Source organism: Streptomyces sp. NPDC002306, assembly GCF_053593435.1.
On the sequence record NZ_JBSFCK010000013.1, the window covers coordinates 127773 to 146963 of the forward strand.

At 71.1% G+C, this 19191-nt stretch carries 16 protein-coding genes; 13 read left to right on the plus strand and 3 right to left on the minus strand.

From position 1 onward, the window contains the following. Positions 1 to 127 precede the first annotated feature (127 nt). The 8 genes from recG (at position 128) to mutM (ending at position 8728) form a co-directional block, all read left to right on the plus strand. A complete protein-coding gene (gene recG, locus ACWCQK_RS25015) occupies positions 128 to 2344 on the plus strand; it encodes an ATP-dependent DNA helicase RecG (RefSeq protein WP_451158430.1) in 2217 nt (738 codons plus the stop codon). Positions 2345 to 3585: 1241 nt separating this feature from the next. Continuing rightward, the gene (gene rsmD, locus ACWCQK_RS25020; RefSeq protein WP_451158432.1) at positions 3586 to 4173 is read left to right on the plus strand and encodes a 16S rRNA (guanine(966)-N(2))-methyltransferase RsmD; all 588 of its coding nucleotides are present in this window, start codon (positions 3586 to 3588) and stop codon (positions 4171 to 4173) included. Positions 4174 to 4199: 26 nt separating this feature from the next. Next, a complete protein-coding gene (gene coaD / locus ACWCQK_RS25025; protein ID WP_451158546.1) occupies positions 4200 to 4679 on the plus strand; it encodes a pantetheine-phosphate adenylyltransferase in 480 nt (159 codons plus the stop codon). A 133-nt stretch (positions 4680 to 4812) separates the two neighbouring features. Then, positions 4813 to 5907 (plus strand): cell division initiation protein, encoded by a 1095-nt coding sequence (locus ACWCQK_RS25030; RefSeq protein WP_451158434.1) that lies wholly within the window; start codon positions 4813 to 4815, stop codon positions 5905 to 5907. A 174-nt stretch (positions 5908 to 6081) separates the two neighbouring features. After that, complete coding sequence (locus ACWCQK_RS25035) at positions 6082 to 6726, plus strand: YceD family protein (RefSeq protein ID WP_451158436.1); 645 nt, start codon at positions 6082 to 6084, stop codon at positions 6724 to 6726. A 2-nt stretch (positions 6727 to 6728) separates the two neighbouring features. Continuing rightward, complete coding sequence (rpmF, locus tag ACWCQK_RS25040) at positions 6729 to 6902, plus strand: 50S ribosomal protein L32 (protein WP_007493396.1); 174 nt, start codon at positions 6729 to 6731, stop codon at positions 6900 to 6902. A gap of 19 nt (positions 6903 to 6921) precedes the next feature. Beyond that, positions 6922 to 7791, plus strand: coding sequence for a ribonuclease III (rnc, locus tag ACWCQK_RS25045; protein ID WP_451158438.1), 870 nt, complete (start codon positions 6922 to 6924; stop codon positions 7789 to 7791). Positions 7792 to 7867: 76 nt separating this feature from the next. Next, positions 7868 to 8728: a bifunctional DNA-formamidopyrimidine glycosylase/DNA-(apurinic or apyrimidinic site) lyase gene (gene mutM, locus ACWCQK_RS25050; RefSeq protein WP_451158440.1), complete on the plus strand. Its 861-nt coding sequence runs from the start codon at positions 7868 to 7870 to the stop codon at positions 8726 to 8728. On the opposite strand, the gene ACWCQK_RS25055 is transcribed toward mutM, so the two are convergent. Next, positions 8701 to 9102 carry a winged helix-turn-helix transcriptional regulator gene (locus ACWCQK_RS25055; RefSeq protein WP_451158442.1) on the minus strand — a complete coding sequence of 134 codons (402 nt, stop codon included), beginning with the start codon at positions 9100 to 9102 and terminating at the stop codon, positions 8701 to 8703. The genes mutM and ACWCQK_RS25055 overlap by 28 nt on opposite strands. A 138-nt stretch (positions 9103 to 9240) precedes the next feature. Between ACWCQK_RS25055 and ACWCQK_RS25060 the strand changes: the two genes are divergently transcribed. After that, positions 9241 to 9825 (plus strand): flavodoxin family protein, encoded by a 585-nt coding sequence (locus tag ACWCQK_RS25060; protein ID WP_451158444.1) that lies wholly within the window; start codon positions 9241 to 9243, stop codon positions 9823 to 9825. 118 nt (positions 9826 to 9943) lie between these two features. Here the strand turns inward: ACWCQK_RS25060 and ACWCQK_RS25065 are convergent, their stop codons facing one another. Continuing rightward, entirely contained in the window at positions 9944 to 10948 is a 1005-nt protein-coding gene (locus ACWCQK_RS25065; protein WP_451158548.1) for a CAP domain-containing protein, read from the minus strand. 769 nt (positions 10949 to 11717) lie between these two features. Between ACWCQK_RS25065 and ACWCQK_RS25070 the strand changes: the two genes are divergently transcribed. From ACWCQK_RS25070 to ACWCQK_RS25085, 4 genes are all read left to right on the plus strand, one after another. Then, positions 11718 to 11999 (plus strand): acylphosphatase, encoded by a 282-nt coding sequence (locus tag ACWCQK_RS25070; RefSeq protein WP_385780389.1) that lies wholly within the window; start codon positions 11718 to 11720, stop codon positions 11997 to 11999. A 380-nt stretch (positions 12000 to 12379) separates the two neighbouring features. Next, on the plus strand, positions 12380 to 12583 hold the full coding sequence (locus ACWCQK_RS25075; RefSeq protein ID WP_385780386.1) for a hypothetical protein: 204 nt from the start codon (positions 12380 to 12382) through the stop codon (positions 12581 to 12583). A 244-nt stretch (positions 12584 to 12827) separates the two neighbouring features. Then, the gene (gene smc, locus ACWCQK_RS25080; protein ID WP_451158446.1) at positions 12828 to 16382 is read left to right on the plus strand and encodes a chromosome segregation protein SMC; all 3555 of its coding nucleotides are present in this window, start codon (positions 12828 to 12830) and stop codon (positions 16380 to 16382) included. Between the two features lie 251 nt (positions 16383 to 16633). Further along, positions 16634 to 18052 (plus strand): sugar porter family MFS transporter, encoded by a 1419-nt coding sequence (locus ACWCQK_RS25085; RefSeq protein WP_451158448.1) that lies wholly within the window; start codon positions 16634 to 16636, stop codon positions 18050 to 18052. A gap of 78 nt (positions 18053 to 18130) precedes the next feature. Here the strand turns inward: ACWCQK_RS25085 and ACWCQK_RS25090 are convergent, their stop codons facing one another. Next, positions 18131 to 19102 carry an LLM class flavin-dependent oxidoreductase gene (locus tag ACWCQK_RS25090; RefSeq protein ID WP_451158450.1) on the minus strand — a complete coding sequence of 324 codons (972 nt, stop codon included), beginning with the start codon at positions 19100 to 19102 and terminating at the stop codon, positions 18131 to 18133. Positions 19103 to 19191: the final 89 nt, after the last annotated feature.

Here is a 19191-nt window from a genome sequence, read left to right on the forward strand (position 1 = left end):
GTCGGGCGGTCCCGGTGGGGCAGTGACCGCGGGGGATGGCCGGAGCGCGCCATCCTAGAGCCCGAACAGCCCGTCTGACCAGGGGATTCCCGAGACGTATACGGCAATGTCAGTGGTGTGGTGTGCAATGGATCTCGTGCCCGCACTGCAAGAACCCCTGAAAAAGGTGCTCGGCCCCGCCACCGCGAAGGTGATGGCCGAGCACCTCGGCCTGCACACCGTCGGCGACCTCCTGCACCACTACCCCCGCAGATACGAGGAGCGGGGCCAGCTCACGCACCTGGCCGACCTGCCCATGGACGAGCACGTCACCGTGGTCGCCCAGGTCGCCGACGCCCGCCTGCACACCTTCGCCTCCGCCAAGGCCCCCCGGGGCAAGGGCCAGCGCCTGGAGGTGACGATCACGGACGGCAGCGGCCGGCTCCAACTGGTCTTCTTCGGCAACGGCGTGCACAAGCCCCACAAGGAGCTCCTGCCGGGCACCCGCGCGCTGTTCGCGGGCAAGGTCTCCCTCTTCAACCGCCGCCTCCAACTGAACCATCCGGCCTACGAACTGCTGCGCGGCGACGGGGAGGGCGCCGAGGAGGCCGTCGAGAGCTGGGCGGGTGCCCTCATCCCCCTGTACCCCGCCACCGCCAAACTGGAGTCCTGGAAGATCGGCAAGGCGGTCCAGACCGTCCTGCCCAGTGCGCAGGAGGCACTCGATCCGCTCCCGGACTCCCTGCGCGAGGGCCGCGGCCTGGTCTCCCTCCCGGAGGCCCTGCTCAAGATCCACCGCCCGCACACCAAGGCGGACATCGCCGACGCCCGCGCCCGCCTGAAGTGGGACGAGGCCTTCGTCCTCCAGGTCGCCCTGGCCCGCCGCCGTCACGCCGACGCCCAACTCCCCGCGGTCCCCCGCAGGCCCGCTCCCGACGGCCTGCTCACCGCCTTCGACGACCGCCTCCCGTTCACCCTCACCGACGGCCAGCGCAAGGTCTCCAAGGAGATCTTCGACGACCTCGCCACCGACCATCCGATGCACCGCCTGCTCCAGGGAGAGGTCGGATCGGGAAAGACGATGGTCGCCCTGCGCGCCATGCTCGTCGTCGTCGACGCCGGCGGTCAGGCCGCGATGCTCGCGCCCACCGAGGTGCTCGCCCAGCAGCACCACCGGTCGATCACCGAGATGATGGGCGAACTGGCCGAGGGCGGCATGCTCGGCGGGGCCGAGCGGGCCACCAAGGTCGTACTGCTCACCGGGTCGATGGGCGCGGCCGCCCGCCGCAAGGCGCTGCTCGACCTGGTCACCGGCGAGGCCGGGATCGTGATCGGCACGCACGCGCTGATCGAGGACAAGGTGCAGTTCCACGACCTCGGACTGGTCGTCGTGGACGAACAGCACCGGTTCGGCGTCGAGCAGCGCGACGCCCTGCGCGGCAAGGGCAAGCAGCCGCCGCATCTGCTGGTCATGACCGCCACCCCCATCCCGAGGACCGTCGCGATGACCGTCTTCGGCGATCTGGAGACCTCCGTCCTCGACCAGCTCCCGGCCGGCCGCTCGCCCATCGCCAGCCATGTCGTCCCGGCCGCCGAGAAGCCCCACTTCCTGGCGCGGGCCTGGGAGCGGGTGCGCGAGGAGGTGGGCAAGGGACACCAGGCGTACGTCGTGTGCCCGCGGATCGGTGACGAGGACGACGACCCCAAGGCCGCCAAGAAGAAGCAGTCGCCGGAGGACGACGCCGAGAAACGGCCCCCGCTCGCGGTCCTCGACGTGGCCGCGCAGCTCGCCCGCGGACCCCTCCAGGGGCTCACGGTGGAGGTGTTGCACGGGCGGATGCCACCGGACGACAAGGACGCCGTCATGCGCCGGTTCGCCGCCGGTGACACCGACGTCCTGGTCGCCACCACCGTCATCGAGGTCGGCGTGAACGTGCCGAACGCCACCGCGATGGTGATCATGGACGCCGACCGGTTCGGTGTCTCCCAACTCCACCAGTTGCGCGGCCGCGTGGGGCGTGGCTCGGCCCCGGGGCTGTGTCTGCTGGTCAGCGAGATGCCGGAGGCCAGCCCGGCCCGCCAGCGGCTGAACGCGGTGGCCTCCACCCTGGACGGCTTCGAGCTCTCCCGCCTCGACCTCGAACAGCGCCGCGAGGGCGACGTCCTCGGCCAGGCCCAGTCCGGCGTCCGCTCCAGCCTGCGGGTGCTCGCCGTCATCGAGGACGAGGAGGTCATCGCGCAGGCCCGTGAGGAGGCGGCGGCCGTCGTCGCCGCCGACCCCGAACTGGAGCACCTGCCCGGCCTGCGCACGGCCCTGGACGCCCTGCTGGACGAGGAACGGGAGCAGTACCTGGACAAGGGCTGAGCCATCCTCCGAGGGACCGGCCGCTCGGGGACCCCGACGGGACGTGGCCGCGCCCCGGGCGCACCTCGCCCGCGACGAGAAGCATCCGCCTTCGACGACACGGGTCCGCGGGTCAGCCGCCGACGGCACGCGGTCCCCGGCTGCCAGCCGCCGACGGCACGCCGGTCCCCGGGCGCTCGTCAGGGGCGAGCGGTCACCGGCCGGCCGCCAGCCGTCACGTGTCGCCGGTCAGCCGTCACCGGTCGGCCGTCAGGTGTCGCCGGTCCGCCGTCATCGGCCAGCCGTCACCGGTCGGCCGGCCGTCAGCCGCGACCGGCGGGGACCGTGCGGCCTCCGCCGCCACGGGTCGCACCGGTCAGCCGTCGGCGGTCCGCTAGCCGCCAGTTGCCGCCCGGGACGAGAAGCATCCGCCGTCGGCGACACCGGCACACGGGTCACCGGGCGCCCGTCAGAGGCGAGCGGTCACCGGCTGGCCGCCAGCCGTCACCGGTCGGCCGTCACGTGTCGCCGCTCAGCCGTCACCGGCCAGTCGTCGGCGGTCGGCCGGCCGCCAGCCGCGACCGGCGGGGACCGCGCGGCCTCCGCTGCCACAGGTCACACCGGTCAGCCGTCGGCGGTCCGCAAGCCGCCAGTTGCCGCCCGGGACCGGCACGGCTTCCTCCGTCACTGGTCACCGGTACGTCCGCCAGTCCCTCGTCAGCCGTTGCCGGTTGCTGGTCCCCGATCAGCTGTTGGCGGTACAGCGGTCGACCGTCCCTTGTTCGCGCCGCGCTTTGGCCGCGAGCCTGCGTCATCTGTCGCCACCGGTCACCGGCACGCCGGTCACTGGTCAGCTGTCCGCGATTCAGCGGTCGCTGGGTCGGCGGTGCCGGCAGCCGTCGGCGGTCGCCATCGGTCGTCCGTGGTCGCGCCCTGGTCGCGAGCCTGCGGCATCCGTCGTCACCGGTCACCGGTCACCGGTCACCGGTCACCGGTCAGCCGCAAGCCTTCTGCCGCCAGCCGATCACCAGCAAGCGGCCAGCCTCCAGCCGCTGGCCGCAGGACCCACAACCCGCAAGCCCCCCGGCCCCCAGCCGCTGGCCGCAGAACCCACAACCCGCAAGCCGCAACCCGCCAGCCGCATACAGTCGCCGGCCAGCTCAAGGCGCCCCGGCATCCGCCATCCGCCATCCGCGCCCCGCGTCCGATGCGGTCGCCTGCCAGACTGGGAGCGTCCGTATCCCCATCGACAAGGACCCCAGATGACCCGCGTGATCGCCGGCGTGGCCGGCGGACGCCGCCTCGCCGTCCCGCCGGGCACAGGCACCCGCCCCACCTCCGACCGCGCGCGTGAAGGGCTCCTGTCCACGTGGGAGTCCCTGCTGGGCGGCCCGCTGGCAGGCGAGCGGGTCCTCGACCTGTACGCCGGTTCGGGGGCCGTCGGCCTGGAGGCGCTCTCCCGGGGCGCGGGCCACACCCTGCTCGTCGAGGCCGACGCCCGCGCGGCCCGCACGATCCGCGAGAACGTGAAGAGCCTGGGTCTGCCCGGCGCCGAGGTCCGATCGGGCAAAGCGGAACAGATCATCCAGTCGCCGGCGCCCGCGGAGCCGTACGACATCGTCTTCCTGGACCCCCCGTACGCCGTCTCGGACGACGATCTTCGCGAGATTCTGCTCACACTCCGCACCGGGGGCTGGCTCGCGGGCGAAGCCCTCGTCACCGTGGAGCGCAGCACCAGAGGCGGCGAATTCCGGTGGCCGGGCGGCTTCGAGGCCCTCCGGGCCCGTCGTTACGGCGAGGGCACGTTTTGGTACGGTCGCGCCGCCTCTACGTGCGAAGACGCACGATGACCGGACCGGAGAGCGAGGGATCCCAGTTGCGCCGCGCCGTCTGTCCCGGGTCGTTCGACCCCATCACCAACGGACATCTCGACATCATCGGAAGAGCCTCGCGTCTGTACGACGAGGTCTACGTCGCCGTGATGATCAACAAGTCCAAGCAGGGACTGTTCGAGATCGACGAGCGGATCGACCTCATCCGTGAGGTCACCGCCGACTACGGGAACGTGCGGGTCGAGGCCTTCCACGGCCTCCTCGTCGACTTCTGCAAGCAACGTGACATCCCGGCCATCGTCAAGGGCCTGCGCGCGGTCAGTGACTTCGACTACGAGCTCCAGATGGCCCAGATGAACATCGGTCTCTCGGGCGTGGAGACCCTGTTCGTGCCGACCAACCCCGCGTACAGCTTCCTGTCGTCCTCCCTGGTCAAGGAGGTCGCGACCTGGGGCGGAGACGTCTCCCACCTGGTCCCGTCGGCGGTCCTGGAGGCGCTCGGCCGGCGCCTGGAGAAGGACTGACCACGGCTTTGGGGCGGGTACGGAGACCCCCGGCGGCCGTGACAGCCCGTCACCCGGTGTCGGCCGGACACCCCATGGCCGTACAGTCGTCCCGTCCGTCTCCAACCCAGCTGTAGAGAGTGGCGAGCACACGATGGACGTGCAGAAGAAGCTCGACGAGGTCGTCGCGACGGTCTCCAGTGCCCGGTCGATGCCGATGTCGGCCTCGTGCGTGATCAACCGCGCCGAGCTGCTCGCGATGCTCGAGGAGCTGCGCGAGGCACTGCCCGGCTCCCTCGCGCAGGCCCAGGAGCTGATCGGCGACCGTGAGCACATGGTCGAGCAGGCCCGTCAGGAGGCCGAGCGGATCATCTCGACGGCGCACGCCGAGCGCGGTTCGCTGATCTCCGACACCGAGGTCGCCCGCCGCTCGCAGTCGGAGGCCGACCGGATCCTCGGCGAGGCGCACAAGGACGCCGAGGAGGTCCGTGCCGAGGCCGACGACTACGTCGACTCCAAGCTCGCCAACTTCGAGGTCGTCCTCACCAAGACCCTCGGCTCCGTGGGCCGCGGCCGCGAGAAGCTCCTCGGCACGGGCCCGGGCCTGGACGAGCAGGGCTACGAGGACGAGGACGCCCCCGAGCGCAGCCACGACCCGGAGACGCTGCGCCGGGACGCGGACGCGTACGTCGACACCAAGCTCGGCGCCTTCGAGGCGGTTCTCGCCAAGACCCTGGAGGCCGTCGGCCGGGGCCGGCAGAAGCTGCACGGCCGGATCGCCACCGACGACCTCGGCGCCCTCGCCGACGACACCTCGACCTTCCAGCACTCCAGCGACGCGGACTACCTCGCCGACCTCGCCGCCGTCGCGGACCGCCCGGCCGAACCGGCGCAGCCGGCCCAGCCCGCCCCGCAGGCCCAGCCGCAGTACGACCAGCAGGCCATGCAGCCGGCGTACGGCTACCAGCAGCAGCCGGACCCCTACGGCGGCTACCAGCAGCCCGCCTACGGCCAGCAGGACGCCTACGGCTACCAGCAGGCGGATCCCTACGCCCCGGCCTTCGACTACGGCCAGCAGGGCGGGGCGCCCGTACAGGGCTACGACGCCCAGCAGGGCGCGTACGACCCGCACCAGGCCCAGCAGCACCAGGGCCAGCAGGGCTACGCCCTGGAGGAGGCCAGCCTCTTCGACACCAGCATGATCAGCGCCGAGCAACTTCGGGCCTATGAGCAGGAGCGGGGCCTGTAGGTCCTCTTCGACCGAGGTCGTGCGGACGGCCGGTGGCCGGGAGCGGACACCGGATTGGGCCGAGAGCGAAAGGTCCAGTATCCTGGCTCTTCGGTCGCGTGTACGTCCGCGATCAGCGCTGCCCGGCGACACCGAAGGGCGGCGTCCCCTGAGCTCAGCAGATCGAAAGCAGGAATGGCTCTGAACGCCCGCCTCGACCACCGCAACCCTCTCGTGTTCGATACGCACGAGCTGGGCCGGCGTCCTGGCGCGCTCCAGCGCCTGACCCGCACGATCGACGCTCCCCGTGATCTGGGGATCGCGGAGGTCATCGGAGTGCCGGAAGGCGCCCCGGTGGAGCTCGAACTCCGACTCGAGTCGGTCATGGAAGGGGTGCTTGTCACAGGCACCGCCCGTGCGCAGGCCGAGGGGGAGTGCGTAAGGTGTCTGGAGCCGCTCGGGCTGGCGCTCGCAGCGGAATTCCAGGAGATGTTCTCGTACCCTGACGCCGACGACCGTGGCCGCCCCAAGGCGGAACCGGCCGACGACGCCGAGGAAGACGAGGACAGGCTCTTCATCGAGGACGGTTTGTTCGACCTCGAGCCCGTGCTGCGTGATGCGGTGGTGCTCGCACTGCCGATGCAGCCGGTGTGCCAGGAAGACTGTCCAGGACTGTGCACCCAGTGCGGAGTACGTCTTGCGGACGACCCGGACCACCACCATGACGCCCACGACATCCGTTGGGCGGCACTGCAGGGACTCGCCGGTTCACTCGGAGACGGCGAGAAGGACGAGATGAGCGGCGCCGAAGCGGGCGTCGACGAGAAGCAGGAGAAGTAGCCGTGGCTGTTCCGAAGCGGAAGATGTCGCGCAGCAACACGCGCCACCGCCGGTCGCAGTGGAAGGCTGCGGTCCCCACCCTGGTTGCGTGCGAGCGCTGCCACGAGCCCAAGCTGCAGCACATCGCGTGCCCGTCTTGCGGCACCTATAACAAGCGCCAGGTCCTCGAGGTCTGAGCGGCTGGTGAGAGGCTTCATGTCTGACGCCAAGGCGGAAACGACCGCCAAGAAAAAGGCGGACAACACGGCGGCCTCGTCCCACACGCTGTTGGAAGGGCGGCTCGGGTACAAGCTCGAGTCCGCCCTTCTGGTGCGTGCGCTGACCCACCGTTCGTACGCGTACGAGAACGGCGGTCTGCCGACGAACGAGCGGCTGGAGTTCCTCGGGGACTCCGTGCTCGGTCTCGTCGTCACCGACACGCTGTACACCACCCACCCCGACCTGCCCGAAGGCCAGCTGGCCAAGTTGCGGGCCGCGGTGGTCAACTCGCGTGCGCTGGCGGAGGTCGGCCGTGGCCTCGACCTGGGCTCCTTCATCCGGCTCGGCCGTGGTGAAGAGGGCACGGGAGGCCGGGACAAGGCGTCCATCCTCGCCGACACCCTGGAAGCGGTGATCGGTGCGGTCTATCTCGACCAGGGCCTCGACGCGGCGTCCGAACTGGTGCATCGCCTGTTCGACCCGCTGATCGAGAAGTCCTCGAATCTCGGTGCCGGCCTGGACTGGAAGACCAGTCTCCAGGAGCTCACCGCGACCGAAGGGCTCGGCGTTCCCGAGTACCTGGTCACGGAGACCGGTCCGGATCACGAGAAGACCTTCACCGCTGCCGCCCGCGTCGGAGGCGTCTCGTACGGCACCGGCACCGGCCGCAGCAAGAAGGAGGCGGAGCAGCAAGCCGCCGAGTCCGCCTGGCGGTCCATCCGGGCCGCCGCGGACGAGCGGGCCACGGCGGCAGCCGCGGAAGCGGAAGCAGCCGCGGTCGCCGAAGCCACCGCGGCCGCGGATTCCCCCGCGGCCGCGGATTCCCCCGCGGTCGCCGAAGCCGGCCCCGAGTCGGCATCCGCCTGACCGAACAGCGCAGCCGAGCGCCCGTCCCCGCCCGGGGCGGGCGCTCGGCTCATCCACCGCTCGTCACGGGGGTCCCATGCCCGAGTTGCCCGAGGTCGAGGTCGTACGGCGTGGTCTGGAGCGGTGGGTCGCCCACCGGACGGTCGCCGACGCCGAGGTGCTGCATCCACGGGCGGTCCGCCGTCACCAGGCCGGCGCCGACGACTTCACGCACCGCCTCAAGGGCCACCGGATCGGCGTGCCCAGCCGCCGCGGCAAGTACCTCTGGCTGCCCCTGGAGGACACCGACCAGTCCGTGCTGGCCCACCTCGGCATGAGCGGCCAGCTCCTGGTCCAGCCGCACGCGGCGCCCGACGAGAAGCACCTGCGCGTCCGGGTCCGTTTCACCGACGTCCAGGACACCGAACTCCGCTTCGTCGACCAGCGCACCTTCGGCGGTCTGTCGCTGCACGACACCACCCCCGACGGGCTGCCCGACGTCATCGCGCACATCGCCCGCGACCCGCTCGACCCGCTGTTCGACGACGAGGCCTTCCACCGGTCGCTGCGCCGCAAGCGCACCACCATCAAGCGGGCCCTGCTCGACCAGTCGCTGATCAGCGGCGTCGGCAACATCTACGCCGACGAGGCACTGTGGCGGGCCCGCCTCCACTACGAGCGGCCCACCGCGAGCCTCACCCGTCCGGCCACCACCGAACTCCTGGGCCACGTACGGGACGTGATGAACGCCGCGCTCGCCGTCGGCGGCACGAGCTTCGACAGCCTGTACGTCAACGTCAACGGGGAGTCGGGCTACTTCGACCGGTCGCTCGACGCCTACGGCCGCGAGGGACTGCCCTGCAAGCGGTGTGCCACGCCGATGCTCCGCCGCGCCTGGATGAACCGCTCCAGCTACTTCTGCCCGAAGTGTCAGCGGGCGCCGCGCGTCTCGTCGTAGGACGCACGCGCCGCCACCACGTCGTCCATGCCGCCCTCCAGGACCTGGATGAGGGCCAGCAGCCGCTGGGCGACCTCGCGGCCCAGCGGCGTCAGTTCGTAGTCCACGCGGGGCGGGTTGGTCGACTGCGCCTCGCGCAGCACCAGGCCGTCGCGCTCCAGCGCGTGCAGTGTCTGGGAGAGCATCTTCTCGCTCACACCGTCGACACGGCGGCGCAGCTCGTTGAACCGCAGTGAGCCCTCGTGCAGGGCGCCGAGCGTGAGCGCGCCCCAGCGTCCCGTGACATGTTCCAGCGCCTCGCGCGAGGGGCAGGCCTTGGCGAACACGTCGTACGGGAGGTTCTGGTCCGCGGTGCGCTCCTGCGTGCTGGTCATATGCCAAGCCTACGCGAACGCAGCGCTGACTGACAGGTTGCACTAACCAGAAGTTAGTGCTTTCCTTTTGTCATCGCCGGTGAGCTGCGCTGTCGCCTCACCGTGCTGCTTCCTTCCCCCTCCCGAGGAGTACCTGACGTGACCACCCCTGTTGTCTCCATCGCCTACCACTCCGGCTACGGCCACACCGCCGTTCTCGCCGAGGCCGTCCGGGCCGGGGCCGTCGAGGCGGGCGCCGAGGTGCACCTGATCAAGGTGGACGAGATCACCGACGAGCAGTGGGCCGCGCTCGACGGCTCGGACGCGATCGTGTTCGGCTCGCCGACCTACATGGGCACCGCGTCCGGTGCCTTCCACGTCTTCGCCGAGGCGTCCTCGAAGCGCTGGTTCGGTCAGGACTGGAAGGACAAGCTGGCGGCCGGCTTCACCAACTCCGGTTCCAAGAACGGCGACAAGCTGCACACCCTGCAGTTCTTCCAGATCCTCGCCGGGCAGCACGGCATGAACTGGGTCAACCTCGGCCTGCACCCCGGCTGGAACAACAGCGCGGGCTCCGAGCACGACCTCAACCGCCTCGGCGTCTTCGCGGGCGCGGCGGCTCAGACGAACGTGGACGAGGGCCCGGACGCCGTCCACAAGGCCGACGTGGCGACCGCGGAGCACCTGGGCCGCCGGGTCGCCGAGACGGCGAGGACATTCATCCAGGGCCGCACGGCCGCCTGAGCGGGGACCGGTCCGCCCAGGCGGCCACGCGGGTCCGTCCCTCACGGACCCGAGCGGGCCGTCGGGGCGACGGTCGAACGCACGGGGGCAGTGTGCGGGTCGCTGACCTGCGGCTGTCTCAGTAGCCGAAGTCCTGCGTCCACCACGGGCCGCCCTCGCCCAGGTGCACTCCGACGCCCAGCGTCTGGAAGTCGCAGTTCAGGATGTTGGCCCGGTGGCCGGGGCTGTTCATCCAGGCGTCCATGACGGCGGCGGCGTCGGCCTGGCCGCGGGCGATGTTCTCGCCGCCGAGGTCGCTGATGCCGGCCTTCGCGGCCCGGTCCCAGGGGCTGGCGCCGTCGGGGTCGGTGTGGTCGAAGAAGTTCCGCTGGGCCATGTCCTCGCTGAAGGCCTCGGCCAGCTCGGTCAGCGCGCCGTTCGCGGTCACGGCGCTGCAACCGACCTTCGCCCGCTCCTCGTTGACGAGCTTGAGCACCTCGGCCTCGGCCTGGGCCGTGGGGGACACCGCCACCGCCGCGCTGGACTGCCGCGGCTCCTTCGTGGCCGGCGCCTCGGTCGACGGCGTGGCCTCGGGCGCGGTGGGCGTCGCGGCCGGCGCCTTGGTCTCCGTCTCGGTCGGCGCCGGCGTGCTCGCGGGCGCCGAGGGGGCGGCCGTCGGCGAGGTCGCCCGGTCGGCGTCGCGACTGGTCGACGAGCCGTCCTCGCGCCCGGGCGCGGCACCGGAGGCACCGCCCTGCTCGGTCGCCACGTTGGACGGGGAGTTCGCCGCCTGGACGCTGTCGCTGGTGCCCGAGCCGCCGCCGAGCTTGTAGTTCTCCAGGCCGGGCACCACGCCGGAGGCGACGGCGACCGTGCCCAGCGCGACCGCGGCCGAGACACCGAGCAGACCGCTGCGGACCGGGGTCACGGTCCGCTTCTTGCGGCGGCGGTGCGCGGCGCGCCGAGCGCCCGCGTCGGGGGAGAAGGCGTCCGCCGCGAAGCCGCCGGATATGAAGTCGCTGGGCGAGAGGCGGTTGGACGTGAGGCCGCTGGGCGAGAGACGCTCGGAGGCGAGACCGCTGGACGAGTGACGGATGGAGGCGGGGCCGTCGGAGGCGAGCCGGTCGAGCCGCTCGGAGGCCAGCCGGTCCGGCCGGTCGGCGACGAGGCGGTCGGACGCGAAGCCGTCAGGCGCGAAACGCTCGGACGCGAAGTCTGGGGACGCGAAGCGCTCGGACGCGAAGCCTTCGGACGTGCGACCGGTTGAGCCGAAGCCGTCGGACGCGAAGCCTTCGGACATGAGACCGGTTGAACCGAAGCCGTCGGACGAGAGGCGGTCAGAACCGAAGCCCACGGACGCGTGATCGCCGGATCCGTAGCCACCCGACGCGAACCCGTCCGACGCGAAACCGCCCGACCCGAACCCCTCCGACGCGAAACCGGCGGACGGGAAGCCGTCCGCCGGGAAGATCGTGGTGTCGTCGGTGCGCGTGCGGTCCTCGTCCGAGGTGAAGAGGTAGGCGTCGCTCCGCGCGGTGGTCTCGCCGTAGGCCTCCGGGTTCAGGTAGGGCGCTATGCCCATCGTGCTGGGGCCGTCGCCGTACGCGTCCTGCGCCCCCCGGACGCCGTGGCCCCCGGTGTAAGAGGCCTGCGTCTCCGTGGCCCCCGTGGCGGCGCGGCCGGCGGCGGAGCGTCGGTGGCGTCCCATGTTCTGGCCTTCCTCGTCCATGCGGTCGACCCGGGCCCGTCCCGAGTCCCGATGGCCGCCCCCCCCAGTGCTTCCCGCGCACCATGGGACGACCTGCCTCACTCGATCGAGTGAGTTTCATATGAGATTCATTGGGTGGGGACGGTACCGCATGACGCTCGGGGAGGAAGTGCCCCGAGTGACATTGGCCGGTTAGGTTGCAGCCATGAGCGAGGATGTGCGACTGGTCGCCTGGGTGCGTGGACGGGTACAAGGTGTGGGTTTCCGATGGTTCACCCGGGCCAAAGCGCTGGAGATCGGCGGCCTGAGTGGCTTTGCTCTCAATCTGGGCGACGGACGCGTACAGGTGGTGGCCGAGGGGACGCGCGAGGGCTGCGAGGGACTCCTCGGCTGGCTCCACGGTGACGACACGCCCGGACGTGTCGACGGGGTCACCGAGATCTGGGACACACCCCGCGGTGGCTACGACGGCTTCGCCATCCGCTGAGCGCGTTCCGCGTGAAGCCCCTGACGGAAGCGGAGGAGTGTGCCACTGGCACGTGCCCCCAGCAGAAATTGCCTGGTGGTTGCCAAGAACCGCTTGCGGTGGCAAGCTCCGCACGTAAGGATGATCGCCACGCCCCGAGGGGCCCGCAGGAGTCGCGACGTCGCCGTTCTGAGGCCGCGTGCACCGGGTCGCCCGCCAATACGGGGCGTGATCGTGTTGACCGTCAAACTTTTTGGTGAGACGCTGAAAGCCCCGCGCACCTTAGCTGTTTGGCATGGATGAACGGCAGCACGAACTCAAGAGTGCCAAGCACCGCGGGTGCGAATCCCTCACGACCCACACCGCTTCGGTCGGTCACTCAGTGTGGAGGACCATCCATCATGGCAAAGGCGCTTCTCGGTTACGTCGGCGGCTCCGACCCTCGACTCCTCGCCGAGATGCGACGGCTCCAGCAGCGCGTACAGGACCTGGAATCCGAGCTCGTACGGATCCAGGCCGAGAACGAGACGCTGACGGCTGCCGCTTCTCACGACAGGATCATGGAGAGCATCGACGCACACCAGGCGGAGCCTGCGCTCACCTGATCGCTGCATCGCTCCACAACAGCACGCGCAGTGGTTGGGCGGCCCCGTATCAACCGCTAAGTAGTCAGAGTTTGCAAGGGACGCTTCGGCGTCCCTTCTTTCTGGCCCCCGTCCGCACTGCGCCCGCCTTCTCCGCCCCCGCGCATCCTTTCACCGTCTTTAACGTCTGGTGTGCCCTGCACGTTCACGGGTGAAACCGCGGGTTCATGGAGTGAGACATCGTCGGAAGGTAGAGTCCGGCGGCGTGCACCTCAAGGCCCTGACCCTCCGCGGCTTCAAGTCGTTCGCCTCGGCGACCACTCTCCGGTTCGAACCGGGGATCACCTGTGTCGTGGGGCCCAACGGCTCGGGCAAGTCCAACGTCGTGGACGCGCTCAGCTGGGTCATGGGCGAGCAGGGCGCCAAGTCGCTGCGCGGCGGGAAGATGGAGGACGTCATCTTCGCCGGCACCACCGGCCGCCCGCCGCTGGGCCGCGCCGAGGTGTCCCTGACCATCGACAACTCCGACGGGGCGCTCCCCATCGACTACGCCGAGGTCACCATCACGCGGATCATGTTCCGCAACGGTGGCAGCGAGTACCAGATCAACGGTGACACGTGCCGTCTCCTCGACATCCAGGAACTCCTGTCCGACTCCGGCATCGGCCGCGAGATGCACGTGATCGTGGGCCAGGGCCAGCTCGACTCCGTCCTGCACGCCGATCCCATGGGCCGGCGTGCCTTCATCGAGGAGGCCGCGGGTGTCCTCAAGCACCGCAAGCGCAAGGAGAAGGCGCTGCGGAAACTGGACGCGATGCAGGCCAACCTCGCGCGCGTGCAGGACCTGACGGACGAACTGCGGCGACAGCTCAAGCCCCTGGGCCGGCAGGCGGCCGTCGCGCGCCGGGCCGCGGTCATCCAGGCCGACCTGCGTGACGCGCGCCTTCGGCTGCTGGCCGACGATCTCGTACGGCTGCGCGAGGCGCTCGACGTCGAGGTCGCCGACGAGGCCGCCCTGAAGGAACGCAAGGAGGCCGCCGAGCAGGAGCTCAGGAAGGCGCTCCAGCGCGAGGCCCTGCTGGAGGACGAGGTCCGCCGGCTCAGCCCGCGCCTCCAGCGCGCCCAGCAGACCTGGTACGAGCTCTCCCAGCTCGCCGAGCGGGTGCGCGGCACGATCTCGCTGGCCGACGCGCGTGTGAAGAGCGCGACCTCCGCACCCCCCGAGGAGCGGCGCGGCCGGGACCCCGAGGACCTGGAGCGCGAGGCAGCACGGGTCCGCGAGCAGGAGGCCGAGCTGGAGGCCGCCCTGGAGGCGGCGCAGCACGCCCTGGACGACACCGTCGCCCACCGCGCGGACCTGGAGCGGGAACTCGCGGTCGAGGAACGGCGCCTGAAGGACGTGGCCCGCGCCATCGCGGACCGCCGCGAGGGGCTGGCCCGGCTGAACGGACAGGTCAACGCGGCCCGATCGCGCGCCGCCAGTGCCCAGGCCGAGATCGACCGGCTGGCCGCCGCCCGGGACGAGGCCCAGGAGCGGGCCGCCACCGCGCAGGAGGAGTACGAGACGCTCAAGGCGGAGGTCGACGGCCTCGACGCCGGGGACGCCGAACTCGCCGGGCGGCACCAGGCGGCGAAGGAACAGCTCGCCCACGCCGAGGCCGCCCTGACCGCCGCCCGCGAGGCGGCCACCGCGGCGGAACGCAGCCGGGCCGCGACCCGGGCCCGCCACGAGGCCCTCGCCCTGGGGCTGCGCCGCAAGGACGGCACCGGCGCGCTGCTGGGCGCGAAGGACCGCCTCACCGGCCTGCTCGGTCCGGCCGCCGAACTGCTGACGGTCACTCCCGGGCACGAGGTCGCGCTGGCCGCCGCCCTCGGCGCCGCCGCCGACGCCATCGCGGTGACCGGCCCGGCCGCCGCCGCCGACGCCATCCGCCTGCTGCGCAAACAGGACGCGGGCCGGGCGGCACTGCTGCTGAGCGGCACCGCCGACGAGGTACCGCCGAGCCCGGGGACGTCCGGTCCGCCGCTCGCCGCCGACCTGGTCCGCGCCCCGGCAGAGCTCGTGCCCGCCGTACGACGGCTGCTGCGCGGGATCGTCGTCGTCGCCACCCTCGAAGACGCCGAGGACCTCGTCCACGCCCGCCCCGAGCTCACCGCGGTCACCGCCGAGGGCGACCTGCTGGGCGCGCACTTCGCGCACGGCGGTTCGGCCGGGGCGCCGAGCCTGCTGGAGGTACAGGCGTCCGTGGACGAGGCCGCCGCCGAGCTCGAGGAGCTGGCGGTGCGGTGCGAGGAGCTGGCCGAGGCGCAGCACGCCACCGCCGACCGGCGCAAGGAGTGTGCCGCGCAGGTCGAGGAGCTGGGGGAGCGGCGCCGGACCGCGGACCGGGAGAAGTCGGCCGTGGCCCAGCAGCTGGGCCGGCTCGCCGGACAGGCGCGGGGTGCGGCCGGGGAGGCCGAGCGGTCCACGGCGGCGACGGCGCGGGCGCAGGAAGCGCTCGACAAGGCCGTACTGGACGCCGAGGAGCTCGCCGAACGGCTGGCCGTGGCGGAGGAGATGCCGGTCGAGGAAGAACCGGACACCTCCGTGCGCGACCGGCTCGCGGCCGACGGGGCCAACGCCCGGCAGACCGAGATGGAGGCGCGGCTCCAGGTCCGTACGCACGAGGAACGGGTCAAGGGGCTGGCCGGACGGGCCGACTCGCTGGACCGGGCCGCCCGGGCCGAGCGCGAGGCACGCGCGCGTGCGGAGCAGCGGCGGGCGCGGCTGCGGCACGAGGCGGACGTCGCGGAGGCCGTCGCCTCCGGCGCGCGGCAGCTGCTCGCGCACGTCGAGGTCTCGCTCGGCCGGGCGGACGAGGAGCGCACCGCCGCCGAGGCCGCCAAGGCCCGCCGCGAGCAGGAGCTGGCCGCCGCCCGCACCGCCGGACGCGATCTCAAGGCGGAGCTCGACAAGTTGACGGATTCAGTTCACCGGGGTGAGGTACTCGGCGCCGAGAAGCGGCTGCGGATCGAGCAGCTGGAGACCAAGGCGCTGGAGGAGCTCGGTGTCGAACCGGCGGGGCTCATGTCCGAGTACGGCCCGCACCAACCGGTGCCGCCCTCGCCCCCCGCCGAGGGGGAGGAGCTGCCGGAGGACCCGGAGCATCCGCGCAACCAGCCGAGGCCTTTCGTACGGACGGAGCAGGAGAAGCGGCTGAAGGCCGCCGAGCGGGCGTACCAGCAGCTGGGCAAGGTCAATCCGCTGGCCCTGGAGGAGTTCGCGGCGCTGGAGGAGCGCCACAAGTTCCTCAGCGAGCAGCTGGAGGACCTGAAGAAGACCCGTGCCGACCTCCTTCAGGTGGTGAAGGAGGTCGACGAGCGGGTCGAGCAGGTCTTCACCGAGGCCTACCGCGACACCGCACGCGAGTTCGAGGGCGTCTTCAGCCGGCTGTTCCCGGGCGGTGACGGCCGACTGCTGCTCACCGACCCCGACAACATGCTCACCACGGGTGTGGACGTCGAGGCGCGTCCGCCGGGCAAGAAGGTCAAGCGGCTGTCCCTGCTCTCCGGCGGTGAGCGGTCGCTGACGGCCGTCGCCCTGCTGGTGTCGATCTTCAAGGCCCGGCCGAGTCCCTTCTACGTGATGGACGAGGTCGAGGCCGCGCTGGACGACACCAACCTCCAGCGGCTGATCCGCATCATGCAGGAGCTCCAGGAGGCCTCCCAGCTGATCGTGATCACGCACCAGAAGCGCACGATGGAGGTCGCCGACGCGTTGTACGGCGTCTCCATGCAGGGCGACGGTGTGTCGAAGGTCATCTCGCAGCGCCTGCGCTAGTTGCGTGCCATCTACATCAGTCCTCGTCAGGGGCCTTTGTATCTTCACTTCTTGAACACGTAATGGGTTCCTTATTCCTGCAAGTCCCAAGTGATCGCGAAGTTGACTTCGAGACTTGAAGGCATAGTCTCTGCAACGTTGCTTTTACCTTCAGGGGTGAGTGGCGTGAACCTATGCGCCACTGGAACCACCACTGAGGGGCTTGCCCCCCACACCCCCGGCAGTGAGGCCGGTGGCCCGAGGAGTTACACGTGACCAGCACCGCGCAGGCACCCCAATCCGGAGCCGGGACGGCTCACCCCGAACATCTCGGGCACGTCATCTTCATCGCGGCGGCGGCCGCGATGGGCGGTTTCCTCTTCGGTTACGACAGTGCCGTGATCAACGGAGCCGTCGAGGCCATCCGCAGCCGCTACGACATCGGCTCGGCCGCGCTGGCGCAGGTCATCGCCGTCGCCCTGATCGGCTGTGCCATCGGCGCGGCGACCGCGGGCCGGATAGCCGACCGCATCGGCCGCATCCGCTGTATGCAGATCTCCGCGGCCCTCTTCACGGTCAGCGCCATCGGCTCCGCGCTGCCGTTCGCGCTGTGGGACCTCGCCTTCTGGCGCATCATCGGCGGATTCGCCATCGGCATGGCCTCCGTCATCGGCCCCGCCTACATCGCCGAGGTCTCCCCGGCCGCGTACCGCGGTCGTCTCGGCTCCTTCCAGCAGGCCGCGATCGTCGTCGGTATCGCCATCTCGCAGCTGGTCAACTGGGGCATCCTGAACGCCGCCGGCGGTGACCAGCGCGGCAAGATCATCGGGCTCGAGGCCTGGCAGGTCATGCTCGGCGTCATGGTCATCCCGGCCGTCCTGTACGGACTGCTCTCCTTCGCGATCCCCGAGTCGCCGCGCTTCCTGATCTCCGTGGGCAAGGACGACCGCGCCCGTGAGGTGCTCAAGGAGGTCGAGGGCGACAAGGTCGACCTGACCGCCCGCGTCGCCGAGATCGAGCACGCCATGAAGAGCGAGCACAAGTCCTCCTTCAAGGACCTGCTGGGCGGCTCCTTCTTCTTCAAGCCGATCGTCTGGGTCGGTATCGGCCTGTCGGTCTTCCAGCAGTTCGTCGGCATCAACGTCGCGTTCTACTACTCCTCGACGCTGTGGCAGTCGGTCGGTGTCGACCCGTCGGACTCGTTCTTCTACTCCTTCACGACGTCGATCATCAACATCGTCGGCACCGTGATCGCGATGATCTTCGTGGACCGCGTCGGCCGCAAGCCGCTGGCCCTCATCGGCTCGGTCGGCATGGTGATCGGCCTCGGACTGGAGGCCTGGGCCTTCTCCTTCGACCTGGTCGACGGCAAGCTCCCGGCCACCCAGGGCTGGGTCGCCCTGATCGCCGCCCACGTCTTCGTGCTCTTCTTCGCCCTGTCCTGGGGTGTGGTCGTCTGGGTCTTCCTCGGTGAGATGTTCCCGAACCGGATCCGCGCCGCCGCCCTGGGCGTGGCCGCCTCCGCGCAGTGGATCGCCAACTGGGCCATCACCGCGAGCTTCCCGTCGCTGGCCGACTGGAACCTCTCCGCTACCTACGTGATCTACACGGTGTTCGCCGCGCTCTCCATCCCCTTCGTCCTGAAGTACGTGAAGGAGACGAAGGGCAAGGCCCTGGAGGAGATGGGCTGACCCGCCCCCCGAGCTCGGGGAGAAGGGCCAAGTCCCCGCTGCCCCTCTCCTCGTTCCCGTAAGACGTACTGCCCCGGCTCAGTCACCGAGCCGGGGCAGTACGTCTTCGCAGAACAGCCGCAGACCGCGCCACCCCTCCTCGACCGGCATCCCGCCGGCCAGCGGGTGCAGCACGAGGTTGTCCAGCCCCAGCGCCACGCACGCGTCCGGCGTCAGTACGCGGTACACGCCCTCGGCGCGCAACTCGGCCACCGTGGTCGCCGCCGACCGCACGGCCGAGCGGATGTCGCCGGACTGCCAGGAGGCGTAGGTGCGGGCCTCGTGCAGGAAGTGCGTGCCGTACTCGGCCCAGGCCCGGTCCGGGTCCTCGGCGATGTGCAGGAGCGGCGTCTCGGCGGCGGGCATCATCGTCCAGCCCTCGGTGCCGTACTCCGCGAGCCGGTCCTTGTAGTACGTCTCCAGTTCCGGCAGGTGCGCGCTGGGGAAGAAGGGCAGTCCGAGACGGGCGGCCCGGCGGGCGGCGGCCTCGGAGGAGCCGCCCACCAGCAGCAGCGGGTGCGGGTCGGTGCCGGGGCGCGGGGTCACCCGTACGGTACGGCCGCGATAGGTGAACTCCTCGCCGGTCCACGCCTTCAGGACCGTCTCCAGCACCTCGTCCTGGAGCCGGCCCCGCCGCTTCCAGTCCACGCCGAACATGGCGTACTCCTCGGGCCGGTAGCCGATCCCGGCGACGGTCACCAGCCGCCCGCCGCTCAGCAGATCCAGTACGGCGATGTCCTCGGCGAGCCGCAGCGGGTCGTGCAGCGGGCCGATCACCGCCGAGACCGTCACCGCGAGCCGCCGGGTCGCGCCGAGCACCGCGCCCGCGAACGCGAACGGCGACGGCAGCCAGTTGTTCGCGACGCCGTGGTGCTCCTCCGTCTGCACGGTGGTGATCCCGTGCTCGTCGGCGTACCTCGCCATCTCCAGGGCCGCCGCGTAGCGCGCGTGCAGCGAGGCCGGGGTGGCGTCGGGCGCGACGAGGTTGAAACGTACGACCGTGACGGGCATGGGGGTCCCCCTTCGGGTTGGCGAGGGGGACGGTAGCTGACGAGGCGTCAGATGGCTACGGCGATGCCCCGGTGTCGTACGCCCGGGGG

What these genes read in the sequence shown, in the direction of transcription:
- recG (WP_451158430.1), top strand. Translation starts at nt 128, where the DNA reads ATGGATCTCGTGCCCGCACTGCAAGAACCCCTGAAAAAGGTGCTCGGC.
- rsmD (WP_451158432.1), top strand. Translation starts at nt 3,586, where the DNA reads ATGACCCGCGTGATCGCCGGCGTGGCCGGCGGACGCCGCCTCGCCGTC.
- ACWCQK_RS25030 (WP_451158434.1), top strand. Translation starts at nt 4,813, where the DNA reads ATGGACGTGCAGAAGAAGCTCGACGAGGTCGTCGCGACGGTCTCCAGT.
- ACWCQK_RS25035 (WP_451158436.1), top strand. Translation starts at nt 6,082, where the DNA reads ATGGCTCTGAACGCCCGCCTCGACCACCGCAACCCTCTCGTGTTCGAT.
- rnc (WP_451158438.1), top strand. Translation starts at nt 6,922, where the DNA reads ATGTCTGACGCCAAGGCGGAAACGACCGCCAAGAAAAAGGCGGACAAC.
- mutM (WP_451158440.1), top strand. Translation starts at nt 7,868, where the DNA reads ATGCCCGAGTTGCCCGAGGTCGAGGTCGTACGGCGTGGTCTGGAGCGG.
- ACWCQK_RS25055 (WP_451158442.1), bottom strand. Translation starts at nt 9,102, where the DNA reads ATGACCAGCACGCAGGAGCGCACCGCGGACCAGAACCTCCCGTACGAC.
- ACWCQK_RS25070 (WP_385780389.1), top strand. Translation starts at nt 11,718, where the DNA reads ATGAGCGAGGATGTGCGACTGGTCGCCTGGGTGCGTGGACGGGTACAA.
- ACWCQK_RS25075 (WP_385780386.1), top strand. Translation starts at nt 12,380, where the DNA reads ATGGCAAAGGCGCTTCTCGGTTACGTCGGCGGCTCCGACCCTCGACTC.
- ACWCQK_RS25090 (WP_451158450.1), bottom strand. Translation starts at nt 19,102, where the DNA reads ATGCCCGTCACGGTCGTACGTTTCAACCTCGTCGCGCCCGACGCCACC.